The sequence below is a fragment of the Desulfogranum aggregans genome, from assembly GCF_055398265.1.
Map to the genome: position 1 here is coordinate 3392583 of NZ_AP042447.1, position 12497 is coordinate 3405079.

Here is a 12497-nt window from a genome sequence, read left to right on the forward strand (position 1 = left end):
GGTCATTCATCCTTTTGTTACTTATTCCGCAATGTTAGAAAAGGAGTAACCTATCCTGCCGGTGCGGTAGAATAGAAAAGGATGTTTCAGTACCATACAAAATGGTACCAAAACATCCTGTAGCTGCCTGTCTAGATGTTCGCTGTCAATCAGGACTTGTTCTCGTCGTCCTCTCCTGCAGCGGCGATTAAGAGGTCACCAAAGGTAGATGGCCCTGTAGATTGCTTCTGGGTGTATTCTTCTGGAACTTCACCGTTATTGTCATCTTTCTCCTCAAGTGCCTTGAGAGAAAGCCCAATCTTGCGATCATCAGCTGAGACATTGATGACCATGGCCTGGAGCGTATCGCCGACGTTGAACATGCCGACCGGGGTTTTGACTTTCTCCCGAGAAATCTCCGAGACATGCACCAGTCCTTCAATACCCTCTTCCAGCTGCACAAAGACACCGAAATCGGTGACATTGGTTATGGTGCCTTCAACCGTTGACCCGATCGGGTAATTATTGGCTGCAGCCTGCCATGGATCCGGCTCGAGCTGCTTGACACCAAGGGAGAACCGCTCGTTTTCCTTGTCGATCTTGAGGACAACGGCTTGAATGGTCTCGCCTTTGGAATATTTTTCCGACGGATGCTTGATGCGCTCGGTCCAGGAGAGATCAGAGACGTGTATGAGGCCGTCAATACCCTCTTCAATACCGATAAAGATACCAAAGTCAGTGATGTTCTTGATTTTACCTTCAATAACAGCGCCTACCGGATAGCTCTCTTCAACCACATCCCACGGATTGGGCTGCAGCTGTTTCATGCCAAGAGAAATCCGCTTGGTTTCGGCTTCGACGTTGAGCACCTGTACATCGATCTCGTCACCGACAGCAACGACTTTGGATGGATGACGGGGCTTCTTGGACCAACTCATCTCGGAGATGTGTACAAGACCTTCAACGCCTTCTTCCAGCTCAACAAACACACCGTAATCGGTGATGGAAACAACCTTACCCTTAACCTGTTCGCCTGCGGGATACTTCTGGGGAACTTCTTCCCACGGATCAGACTTCAGCTGCTTGACGCCGAGAGAAACACGGTCGGAATCCTTGTCGTATTTGAGGATTTTGACTTCGATTTCTTCGCCTACATTGTACAGCTTGGAAGGGTGGGAAACACGACCCCAGGAAAGATCGGTGATGTGGCAGAGACCGTCCATCCCGCCCAGGTCGATGAACAGACCGTAGTCGGTGATATTGGTGATGGCCCCGCGAATGATCTGTCCTTCCTCGAGGGTAGTGCGCATTTTTTCGCGCATTGCCGCGCGCTGCTCTTCAAGAATAGCCCGTCGTGAAATAACCACATTATTGCGTTTGCGGTTGAACTTGAGGATCTTGAACTCAAATGTCTGGCCGATGAGGGCATCAAGGTCCTTGACTGGACGCAGATCAATTTGCGAGTAGGGCAGAAAGGCCGGTACACCGATGTCAACCGACATGCCGCCTTTAACGCGGTTGTCAATTCGTCCTTCAATGGTCCCGTCCGCTTCCTGGATTTGTGCAATCTGCTCCCAGACTTTGATGGCAATAGCCTTTTCTCTTGAGAGAAGCAGGCCGCCTTCGTCCTTCCGTTTTTCAATGAATACTTCAAATTCGTCGCCGATCTTAATTTCCCTGTCAGGGTCTTCGTGACGAAATTCGGAAAGAGCAATGTAGCTTTCCGCTTTGTCTCCGACATCAATGAGTACTGCATCGTTGTTGATGTCAACAACAGCACCGATAGCGACTTCGCCAACGTTGATTACGGTGTTGTTTTCTTCCTGCTCGAAGAGTTCGGCAAAGCTCATTTCTTCAAAGCCACTGTCATCAGCCGCTGATGCGGGTTGAGTTCGGTTGTCAGTCATGGGTTGTTGTTCCTGTTCTGACCGGATAAACCGGCCGGTTAAGTGGTTTATGGTTGGTAAGGTACAAGAACGGAGATCTTTTCCGTTCTTCGCTGCAAGGAAGCATAAATAACAGAGAAACAGTCGAAAAACAACTGTTTCTTGTTGAAAAACTGTATTTTTTCATCCACCGGAAAGAGGCTGGAATTTATGCAGAAGCAGCCTGCGACATCAACGTGAAGGCAGGAAAGGAGAGGTCGCGGGCGACCGGATAGCTGGGACAGGTGCCAGTCCGGTTCGCCCGGGAAAGAAGAGATGCTCAGCGTTTGCCGTGCGCGCCGAGTTCCTCGAGCAGGGGGCCAAAAAGTTCTTCGTAATCAGGGATGGCTTTGTAGAGAATACGGTCCAGGTGTTTGATGTCCTGCACGTTGACCGTGAGGTTGGCACTGTATGCCAGGGCATCCAGGTTATAGAGGGTGTGAAAATGAGCTCCCAGCAGGATATAGAAAATGTACCGCCTTCTTTCCATGGGCAGCTGGCAGAGGTAACGGTGAAAGGTGGATTTTTCGATGGGGCCTTCCAGGTCTGACTGATAGGCGACGCAGGCAAAGTTGACAAAGCGCATCCGTTCAATGGCTTCTTCCGGGGAGGTTGCGCGAACAACCTGATAGCCCACGGCCTCGATGGCGGCACAGGTATTGTCGCACAGGTCAGATGGACCGACCAGCACCAGGGCCATAGGCACATCCTCCACCTTTTCTTCCCCCTGGTAGGCCCCGTTGGTCAGCCATTCAAGGTTAGGCGGTTCCGGAGGCTGAACCATACTGTCGCCGGAAGGGCTTTGGCCGGATTGATCGATTTTGATAGCCTGCTTGCAGTGGGGGCATTTGAGGGTGAGGAGTTTTCCCGGTTCCAGCTGGGTCAACGCCTGATCGAGTTTGCTTTTGTGCTCAGGAGAGAAACGGATACTTCCCTGACAATGAGGACATTGGTGAATCATGGTGGGTACCTGGGGGTTGTCGACGAACAGCGGCCCTTTACGACCAGCTGTCAAAAAGGTCTTTTTCCTGCTCTTCCATATGGAGATCGGTAATGTCGGAAGTGCGTTCTCCGCGGGAGGCCTTAAGGGTATCCATACCGCGTTTGATTTCACTGCGGTGCGAGGCGTAGGAGAGCGCCGATTCCTCGGATACCAGTCCGGTTTCGTAGAGTTCCAGCAGGTGCTGGTCAAAGGTGCGCATATCCCGCGTCGACCCTTCCTGAACCACATTATAGAAGGTTTTGTCTTCGGTCTCGCCGTTGATGATCAGGTCTTTGATACGCAGGCTGGTGCACATTATTTCCAGGGCGGCAACGCGACCACCGCCGATGCGGGGCAGGAGGCGCTGGCTGACGACCCAACGTATGGTGTCGGCCAATCGGTTGCGAATCTGGGGTTGTTCATCCTGTTCAAACATCCCGAGGATACGGTTGATGGTCTGGCCGGTATCGATGGTATGCAGGGTAGAGAATACAACATGTCCGGTCTCTGCCGCGGTCAGGGCAATTTCAAGGGTTTCCCTGTCTCTGATTTCGCCGACGAGGATGACTTTGGGTGCCTGGCGGAGGGCAGCCCGTAACCCATTGGCAAAATTGTCGAAGTCGTCTCCCTGTTCCCGCTGGTTAAAGGTGGCTTGCTTATGGGGATGGACGTATTCGATCGGGTCCTCCAGGGTCACGATATGGACAGGCCGGGTCTCATTGATCCGGTTGAGGATGGCGGCCATGGAGGTAGTCTTCCCCGTACCTGTAGCCCCGGTAAAGAGGATAAGCCCGTTGACCTCCTGGCTCATCTTGGCAAAGGCGTCAGGAAACTGGAATCCCTTAATGGTCGGAATGGTGGTTTCCAGCTTTCGCAGCACGGTCGAATAGAAGCCGCGCTGAGAAAAAATATTAACCCTGAAGCGAACCTTATCATCCAGGGAATAGGAAAGGTCGCATGAACCCTTGGTGACCAGGTCTCTCAGCAGCCGCCTGTTGCCACCGATGAGATTGAGGGCAAATACCTCACTCTGAAAGGGGGTCAGTTCGGCAACCGGAGGCTGTACATCCACGGGTACCAGTTTACCGTCACTTTCGACCTGGAGCGACTTGCCAACGGTTATATTGAGGTCGGATACCCGTTCATGCTTTTTCAGCATGGAGGTGATCCAGTAATTGATCTCCTGCTGTTTCATTGTGTATTTACCAGTATGGAATTGACAAAGGTATCTATTAAGGTACTATCGCGGACGAACAACAAAATACAAGAAAAAAATAAAAAAGCGGACTTGCCTGTATCGCGCACCGCAATAAACAGCAGGTTCCTTGGTTGCCCTCCAACAGCGGCATCAGCAGAAAAACAGGGCGTCGGTAGCGAACAGTATCGCTTTATTCAGGGCTTCGTTCCGCCGGTTGAGAAAAGGTCTATACAGCTCGAGAACACCCACCACGTGAAAGGAGAAAGGATTATGGCAACGCGATTGCGAAGTGCTGAAACAACAAGCGGGCGCCGAATGGCGGGAGCACGAGCCCTCTGGCGGGCTAACGGCATGCGGGAGGAACAGATCGGTAAACCGGTTATTGCGGTTGTCAACTCTTTTACCCAGTTCGTGCCCGGGCACGTGCACCTGCATGAGATTGGCCAGCAGGTGAAGCAAATGATCGAAGCCCAGGGATGCTTTGCCGCGGAGTTCAACTCCATCGCCATTGATGACGGCATCGCCATGGGACATGACGGCATGCTCTATTCACTGCCTTCTCGGGAGCTTATTGCCGATTCGGTGGAGTATATGTGCAATGCGCACAAAGTGGACGCCATGGTCTGTATTTCCAACTGCGACAAGATAACCCCCGGTATGCTGATGGCCGCCATGCGGCTGAATATTCCGGCTGTATTTGTTTCGGGTGGTCCCATGGAGGCAGGGAAGGCCGGGGAAAAGGCGCTGGATCTGGTGGATGCCATGGTCATGGCCGCTGACGATACGGTGAGCGATGAAGAGGTAGCCGTCATCGAACGCTCGGCCTGCCCCACCTGCGGTTCCTGTTCGGGGATGTTTACCGCCAACTCCATGAACTGTCTCAATGAGGCGCTGGGCCTGGCCCTTCCCGGGAACGGGACGGTGGTTGCCACCCATGCTGCCCGGCTGCGCCTTTTTGAGCAGGCGGCCGAGCGGATCGTGGCCATGTGTACGGCCTGGTATGAACAGGGGGATGATTCGGTCCTGCCCCGTTCCATTGCAACCAGGGCTGCCTTCGATAATGCCATGTCGCTCGATATTGCCATGGGCGGGTCAACCAACACCGTCCTTCATCTCCTGGCCATTGCCCATGAAGCGGGTGTTGAGTACACCATGGCCGATATGAACGAACTTTCCAAACAGGTGCCCTGCCTGTGCAAGGTGGCGCCCAACTCGGATTATCACATCGAAGATGTGAACCGGGCTGGTGGAATTCTGGGTATTCTCGGCGAACTTGATCGGGGTGGCCTGGTGGATACAACCGTGCATCGTGCCGACGGCCTGACCCTTGGAGAGGCCCTTGACCGGTTCGATATCATGCGGCCTACTGTGACCGAGGCAGCCAAAATCCTGTATTTCAGCGCCCCCGGCGGTGAACGGAACCTGGTGATGGGGTCCCAGGAGGCCACGTACAGCGAGCTGGATACGGACCGGGCAGCAGGGTGCATACGTGCCATGGAGCATGCCTATTCACAAGATGGGGGACTGGCGGTGCTCTACGGCAATATTGCCGTCAACGGCTGCATTGTCAAAACAGCCGGGGTGGATCCCTCCATCCTCCATTTCAAAGGACAAGCCAAGGTCTTTCACTCCCAGGAAGCCGCCTGTGACGGCATCCTCGGCGGTGCGGTGAGTGCAGGGGATGTGGTGTTCATCCTCTACGAAGGGCCCAAGGGCGGTCCAGGGATGCAGGAGATGCTCTATCCGACCTCCTATCTCAAATCAATGCATCTGGGCGCGGCCTGCGCACTTGTGACCGATGGACGTTTTTCCGGCGGGACTTCCGGACTGTCCATCGGTCATGTCTCGCCAGAGGCTGCCGGCGGAGGGGCCATCGCCCTGGTTCGCGACGGCGACGGAGTGGATATCAATATCCCGGAGCGGACCATCAATCTCCTGATAAGTGAAGAGGAGCTGACCGAGCGCAGGGTCGAAGAAGAGCGGCGCGGGGCCGCGGCCTATACCCCTGACCGGCAACGTGAAGTCTCAACCGCATTGAAGGTGTATGCCCACTTTGCCGCTTCCGCCGACAAGGGGGCAGTTCGCCAACTCCCTGAATAACCAGCCAGGGCCCTCCGCACCCACAGGGAGCCTGCTGATCGACATGTCGAGAGTGCAGGTTCCCCGCATAGCCCGTTGCCCTCCCTGGGCGGAATCAGGGCTCTTCCTTGACCGGGTTGCGCAAAATTCCGATATTTTCAATTTCCACTTCGACCACATCTCCCGGTCGCAGCGGGCCCACTCCGCTCGGGGTACCGGTTATGAGGATATCGCCGGCTTCAAGGGTGAAATTTCTTGACACAAAAGCGATAATCTCGGGGATAGAGAAAAGCATGTGGCGGGTATTGGAGTGTTGGACGACCCGACCGTTCAGGCGACAGATGATGTCAAGGTGCTGTGGATCGCCCACTGCCTCCGGCGGAACGATCACCGGGCCTATGGGACCGAAGGTATCCAATGATTTACCTCGAAACCACCCTCCTTTATCGGTTTTTTGCAAGTTACGCTGGCTGATATCGTTAAAACAGGTAAATCCGAGCACATGGTCCATGGCACGATTCCGGTCGACATTTTTCACCCGGTCTTTGATGATCAGAGCCAGTTCCGCCTCATAATCGGTCCGCACTTCTTGAAAACCGTAGTCGTACACAAAACGCGGCAGAACGATTGCCTCCCTCGGACCGATGAGGACATTGGGTGTCTTGGGAAACAGGACCGGTTCGTCAGGAATTTCGTTGGTGAAATTCTGGACATCCACCGATTGGCTCTCTTGGATATGCTCTGCATAATTGAGACCAAGGGCGATGATTTTTGTGGGCTTGAGCGTGTACTCTCCGCCATGGAGAAAAGGGAGGATGACGGGCATGGTAAGGCTCACAGAGAGGGGAATGAAAGGGGCCTAGTCATCTTCAGGGTATTCATCCATATCCATGTCGTGGTACATCATTTCCGAGGCAAAGGAAAAAAAGACGCCGATGGAGTCGGTAAGATTCTTGATCAGCTCACTGAGTTTGATCCGCTCATCGAGGTCAGTTGCTGAGGCAAGGTTTTTAATGGCTTTATTGAGTTCTTTCTGCAGTTCTTCCATGTTGAGCATCAGTTCTTCCATGGTATCTCCCTTGGTGACGAAAAAAAGAGTTCGGGACGGCTGGAAACCTCTGGTACGGCAGTAGTAGTCAATTTCCATCATCCGGTCAACCGTGAGGAAGCACGAGGAAGAGAAAAATTCCTGCGCCCCAGGGGTGTTGTCCTTCAATAGCTTGTAACTCCTTGGTATGGTTATTCTTCGAGTCGTACCTGTCCTCAGGTGCTTCAGATGTGCCAGACAAAATGCTTGGCCGGAGATGGGGTGCCTGTGATCCGTATACCTTTACTGTATACTTACTTGCGTTTGCTCTGATAGATCATATATTTTGCACAGTTGGAAAAAACAACAATCCAAAATCATCAGCACAGAGGAGACGATCTATGAGCACATTTTACCGTTTGCAATCCGCTGCATTGATACTGGCTGTATGTTTGCTGACAGTACCTGTGGCCGTAACAGCGGCAACAGACCTTGGAAAAACTGCCGGTTCCATGGCGGAACAGGCTACCTCAGTGGTAGAGAAACTCAACATCAATACGGCCAGTGTCGATGCATTGGCTGGCATTCCGGGAATCGGACCGAAGGTCGGTGAGGCCATTACCGCCTATCGTGATGCCCACGGGGCCTTTACCAGTCTCAGCGATCTGGTAAATGTGGAAGGGATAGATGCCGCCCTGCTGGAAAAAATCAAGCCTTTCCTCACCCTGTAGCACTCTTCCTCCCTTCTGCAGCAGGTCGGGCGCCAACGATCATACCTGGTTTTGGCGGGCGACCTGCTGTCTTTTCCACCACTCACCCTGCAGGAGCTCGTTGTTCACCTGCTCCTACCTTGCCCGCCACCGAAACACGCGAGAGAGGCGTGTGATCAGCCATTGTTTAACCCCTGTTGGCAGCGCGTTACGCGAAGTCGCCGGTTCCTGCGGTCGAGTTTTCTCTGCATCGGTCTGTTCTGTCGGCAAAAGTACGGGCTTGGGAGTACCAGGGTGAACCTCAGGCGCAGAGGCATCTTCTTCTTCCGGTACCTGTATGCACATCCAGCAGGGAGCCATGGTTTTCCTCAACCAGGTGACAGCGCAGGGCTACTTGCCCGCTCCTGCTGGGAACGAGGACTGTCTGGCTTTGAGCCGTTTTTGCATTTCTGTCCTGGAAAAAGGTTCCCAACCGTTGATCACCTTCTGTTCGCACCACGGCTTGAGCACAGAAACATCTGGATTGTCGCTGAGAAGCATGTACTGGTCTATGCATTCGTTTGTCAGGTGGATGACGGCACTGGCATTGTATTTGGGGCCGTATTGCTGCTTGATCCGCCGTTCCTCGGCGGTAAGTGCATAGGCGAGAGGGGCGGTCAGCAGCATGGCGGTGCAGAGGAAAATGACTTTCATGCCTGATTATCCTTGGCAAAGGAGGTGAAAGAGGCGATTTGCAGTTACTATATGTCGCTGAGGATGAGAATGCAATCGTTCGTCACCATTCACAGGCCTCTGCGCAGTTCTTCTTGTTGCACTGGATGCCGGTTGCCACCGATCAACTGCTTCCTGTGGCACTGGCCGGAGAAAAAACTGGCACATTCCTCACCATGGTCTACAATAGCGGTATAGGTCATTTTTCCTATCTTCTCAGGTATATGCTATGGATGATCACTATGCACTTCCTGTGACCGAGGTTCTGGGGCTCCTTGATTCATCGCCAGCTGGACTTTCCCGAGCGGAGGTCAAGCAGCGGCAACAGCATTATGGCCTCAACCGTTTCCACCGCCAGCCACCGGTACCGGCGTGGCATATCCTGCTCCGCCAGTTCAGTGGCGGGATCATCTATCTCCTCCTTTTTGCCGTGTTGTTTTCTCTGCTGCTGGGTGAATGGACCGATGCGGCGGTTATTCTGGCCATCCTGATCATGAACGGGATGATCGGATTCGTTCAGGAACTCAAAGCGAACCGTTCGCTGGAAGCGTTGCGGAAGATGGCACGTATTCGAACGACAGTCATCCGTGAGGGCCTACAAGAGCGGGTAGACAGCGAGCAGCTGGTGCCTGGAGATGTGATCTGCCTTGAATCCGGGGATAAGATTCCAGCCGATGGTCGATTGCTCAGCGTGACCCGCTTGGAGATCGAGGAGTCGGTACTTACCGGCGAGAGCCAGGCCGTCGACAAATGCGCAGAGACACTGTCCGACTCCCTGCCGTTGGCTGATCGGCGCAATATGATATTTTCCACGGCGTCGGTGGTCAGTGGGCGAGGGGTGGCGGTTGTCACCGCCACGGGCATGGAAACAGAAGTCGGCAGAATTTCCGAAATGATCGCCGCTGCCGCCCTCGAAAGTACGCCGCTCCAGCGCCGTCTCGACGTTTTTGGGCGCAAGCTGGGCATGGTCATTACCGCTGTCTGTCTGTTTGTCTTTTTCCTTCTGCTTGGCAGAAAACTCCTGGCTGGACAGCAGCTGGACATGCGGGTCTTCATTGATTTTTCTTTTGTGGTCATTAGCCTGGCGGTTGCTGCGGTGCCTACTGCCCTGCCGGCCGTGGTCACGATTGCACTCTCCATTGGCACCAGAACCCTGCTCAAGAAAAAGATGCTGGTGCGGCGGTTGACCTCGGTGGAAACTCTTGGCAGCTGCGATGTGATCTGTTCGGACAAAACCGGGACATTGACCAGAAACCAGATGACCGTACGCAGCGGGTGGACCCTGTCAGGAGAGTTTTCCATCAGTCAGGCTGCGACCAATGCAACGTCATCGCTTGCAGTGCGTCTGTTGTTTGAAATAGGGTCGGCCTGCAACAATGCAGGCTACAGTTGCAGGGGAGATGGCGACCAGGCAGAGGGAAGCCCCACCGAATGCGCTTTGCTCAACAGTGCGAAGGAGGCGGGGGTCACCTTTACCGGCGAACGGCTGGAGGAACTGCCCTTTGACACAAGCCGCAAATGCATGAGTGTGCTGGTACGTACGGGCAGCGAGGTGCTTGTCTACACCAAGGGGGCGCCCGATCATCTGTTACGCCGTTGTTCCCGTGTGCTCCAGGCCGATGGCCGTGTCGTTCCGCTCACAGGCAATGAGCAGAAGCGGATAGCCGGGGCCATCGATCATTTCGCCGGGCTATCCATGCGCGTCATTGCCTGTGGATTTGGTCAGCCGGCAGACGGCGAAACGCTTATCGAGAGTGAGCTGGTGTTTGTTGGGCTGCAGGCCATGATTGATCCACCACGGGCCGACGTCGCACGATCGATTGACCGGGCGCGCGCGGCCTGCATCCGTTCGATAATGATCACCGGTGATCACCGGGAGACGGCCAGGGCTATCGGCGAACAGGTAGGCATCCGTGGCGGGGTGCTTACCGGCAGCGAACTAGATGCGATGGATGATGCCACCCTCACATCGGCCCTCGAGACTACCGATATCTTTGCCCGGGTCGTCCCGCAGCATAAGTTACGCATCGTCTCTCTGCTGCAAGAGGGGGGGCATGTGGTGGCCATGACCGGCGATGGGGTCAACGATGCCCCGGCATTGAAAAAAGCGGATATCGGTATAGCCGTAGGCAGCGGAACCGAGGTGGCTAAAGAGGCGGCAGACTTCGTGGTGCTTGATGATTCCTTTACCAGTATTGTTGACGCCGTGGAGGAGGGAAGAGGCATCTACGACAATATCCAGAAGTCGATCATGCTGCTTTTGTCCGGTAATCTGATGGAGGTCCTGCTGGTGCTGCTGGCGGTGCTTTTCGGGTGGAACCTGCCTCTTACCGCTTTACTGCTGTTGTGGATAAACCTCATCACCGACGGTGCACCCGCTCTTGCCTACACCGTTGACCCCTATGGCGCCCGAATCATGCGCCGGCCACCGATTGACAAGTTCGCACCCATCCTTTCCGGCAACCATTTGCGTCTTCTTTTGTTTCTGGGGATGGCCGGTGCCTTGCTTGGCCTGTGGTGTTTTCAAGCAGCAGGCGGCATCGACGGCACGGGTACTGAACTGGAGACGGCACGGACCGTTGCCTTCAGTTACGTGGTGCTGTTTGAAATGGTGCTGGTTTTCGTTATCCGCAGCAGTTACCGAGTGCCGCTCAGGAGCAATCCCTGGCTCTGGACTGCGGTCGGCCTCTCCTTACTGCTTCAGGGGGTGATTCTCTATACACCGGTCAATGGCCTGTTTAAGGTGACTCCGCTGGGCGCAGGAGAGCTGCTCCTGCTGGGGCAGGCCGGATTCGGGTTCGGGGCCTGTTGTCTGCTTGCCCTCCTGTGGGTGCGGCGTCAGGCGGAACAGGGTGGTGGTTGAACGGTTTTCTTCCTGCTTCACTGCACCTTGCACTCCAGAAGCCACTGTTCGACGAGTGACGGGGTGAGGGTGGAGAAAGTGGCGTTCTGGTCGGGGGCAAACCGTTGCGAATACTGCAGGAGGGAGGTGAGTTGGCCCGTATTCAGGCGGTCATTGCCGGGCATGGTCTGGTTGTATGAACCGTCGGGCAGCAGGATGTCGCCCCTGCGGCCAAGCTGGATGAGGCAGGGGAGGTGCGACAGCCTTTCGGAAAAATATGGTGAGCCGTTTAACGGGGGATAGAGTTGGCGAAACCCTTTACCTTCAGGTCCGTGACATTGACCACAGTGCTCTAGGTATAACTGGCGCCCTTGTTCACCTGTGACCCCGAACGGGGTGAGGAGCAGCAGCACGCCGGCCAAAAAGATTGTACGGTTGAGCCGTTGCATTGTCTATTGCTGCAGCAGAAAGCGGATATCCTCGATCAGTCTGTCCACTTCCTGGCTGTCGGTGCCGTTGTAGTATCCGCGGATGTTGCCCTGGCGATCAACCAGGCAGAAACTGCCGCTATGGATAAAGCCGCCTGGTGCCTGGTCGGATTCAACCACGCCGAGCATGTACTGCTTGGCAAGCGGATAGATGATGTTTTTCGGGGCCGTGACCATATGCCATTTTGCGCTGTTGATGTCCATCCTCGAGGCATAATCATGGAGGACTGCAACCGTATCATGCTCAGGGTCAATGGTGTGGGAAAGGAGGAGCACCCCCGGATCATCTTGAAAGGTCTCGTAGACCCTTGCCATCTGTACGGTCATGATCGGGCAGATGGTGGGACAGGTGGTGAAAAAAAAGTCTGTCACGTAAATTTTCCCGGTAAACAGTTCCGGGGTTACCGCTTCACCATCCTGGTTCAGTAAAGAAAAATCAGCGGCAAAGGTGCCCAGAATCGGGAGCCGCTCAGTATCACGACCGCAGGAGCTGGTGAGGGTGACGATAAGCAGGGCCGCAACAATGGCGGAGAGCAGTCGAAGGTGCATGGTGATT

The 12497-nt window shown here is 54.6% G+C and carries 12 protein-coding genes; 4 read left to right on the plus strand and 8 right to left on the minus strand.

All coding sequences use genetic code 11. The features are described from left to right. Positions 1-149: 149 nt before the first annotated feature. From ACZ52Z_RS15010 to ACZ52Z_RS15020, 3 genes are all read right to left on the minus strand, one after another. Complete coding sequence (locus ACZ52Z_RS15010) at positions 150-1886, minus strand: 30S ribosomal protein S1 (protein ID WP_464267585.1); 1737 nt, start codon at positions 1884-1886, stop codon at positions 150-152. 298 nt (positions 1887-2184) lie between these two features. After that, on the minus strand, positions 2185-2919 hold the full coding sequence (locus ACZ52Z_RS15015; protein ID WP_464267586.1) for a hypothetical protein: 735 nt from the start codon (positions 2917-2919) through the stop codon (positions 2185-2187). Further along, entirely contained in the window at positions 2903-4081 is a 1179-nt protein-coding gene (locus tag ACZ52Z_RS15020) for a type IV pilus twitching motility protein PilT (RefSeq protein ID WP_464267587.1), read from the minus strand. The genes ACZ52Z_RS15015 and ACZ52Z_RS15020 overlap by 17 nt, the downstream gene beginning before the upstream one ends. Positions 4082-4354: 273 nt before the next feature. Here ACZ52Z_RS15020 and ilvD point away from each other — a divergent pair, with 273 nt between their 5' ends. Continuing rightward, positions 4355-6184 carry a dihydroxy-acid dehydratase gene (gene ilvD, locus ACZ52Z_RS15025; RefSeq protein ID WP_464267588.1) on the plus strand — a complete coding sequence of 610 codons (1830 nt, stop codon included), beginning with the start codon at positions 4355-4357 and terminating at the stop codon, positions 6182-6184. 94 nt (positions 6185-6278) lie between these two features. Here ilvD and ACZ52Z_RS15030 read toward each other — a convergent pair whose 3' ends face one another. Further along, on the minus strand, positions 6279-6989 hold the full coding sequence (locus tag ACZ52Z_RS15030) for a fumarylacetoacetate hydrolase family protein (RefSeq protein WP_464267589.1): 711 nt from the start codon (positions 6987-6989) through the stop codon (positions 6279-6281). A 33-nt stretch (positions 6990-7022) separates the two neighbouring features. Beyond that, on the minus strand, positions 7023-7379 hold the full coding sequence (locus ACZ52Z_RS15035; protein ID WP_464267590.1) for a hypothetical protein: 357 nt from the start codon (positions 7377-7379) through the stop codon (positions 7023-7025). Positions 7380-7591: 212 nt separating this feature from the next. Between ACZ52Z_RS15035 and ACZ52Z_RS15040 the strand changes: the two genes are divergently transcribed. Beyond that, a complete protein-coding gene (locus ACZ52Z_RS15040; RefSeq protein ID WP_464267591.1) occupies positions 7592-7921 on the plus strand; it encodes a ComEA family DNA-binding protein in 330 nt (109 codons plus the stop codon). A gap of 369 nt (positions 7922-8290) precedes the next feature. Here the strand turns inward: ACZ52Z_RS15040 and ACZ52Z_RS15045 are convergent, their stop codons facing one another. Continuing rightward, the gene (locus ACZ52Z_RS15045; protein WP_464267592.1) at positions 8291-8593 is read right to left on the minus strand and encodes a hypothetical protein; all 303 of its coding nucleotides are present in this window, start codon (positions 8591-8593) and stop codon (positions 8291-8293) included. Between the two features lie 38 nt (positions 8594-8631). Between ACZ52Z_RS15045 and ACZ52Z_RS15050 the strand changes: the two genes are divergently transcribed. After that, the gene (locus ACZ52Z_RS15050) at positions 8632-8868 is read left to right on the plus strand and encodes a hypothetical protein (protein ID WP_464267593.1); all 237 of its coding nucleotides are present in this window, start codon (positions 8632-8634) and stop codon (positions 8866-8868) included. After that, the gene (locus ACZ52Z_RS15055; RefSeq protein ID WP_464267594.1) at positions 8841-11474 is read left to right on the plus strand and encodes a cation-translocating P-type ATPase; all 2634 of its coding nucleotides are present in this window, start codon (positions 8841-8843) and stop codon (positions 11472-11474) included. The genes ACZ52Z_RS15050 and ACZ52Z_RS15055 overlap by 28 nt, the downstream gene beginning before the upstream one ends. A gap of 17 nt (positions 11475-11491) precedes the next feature. Here the strand turns inward: ACZ52Z_RS15055 and ACZ52Z_RS15060 are convergent, their stop codons facing one another. Next, positions 11492-11902, minus strand: a complete 411-nt coding sequence (locus ACZ52Z_RS15060; RefSeq protein ID WP_464267595.1) for a c-type cytochrome — start codon at positions 11900-11902, stop codon at positions 11492-11494. Between the two features lie 3 nt (positions 11903-11905). Next, on the minus strand, positions 11906-12490 hold the full coding sequence (locus ACZ52Z_RS15065; protein ID WP_464267596.1) for an SCO family protein: 585 nt from the start codon (positions 12488-12490) through the stop codon (positions 11906-11908). Positions 12491-12497 lie beyond the last annotated feature (7 nt).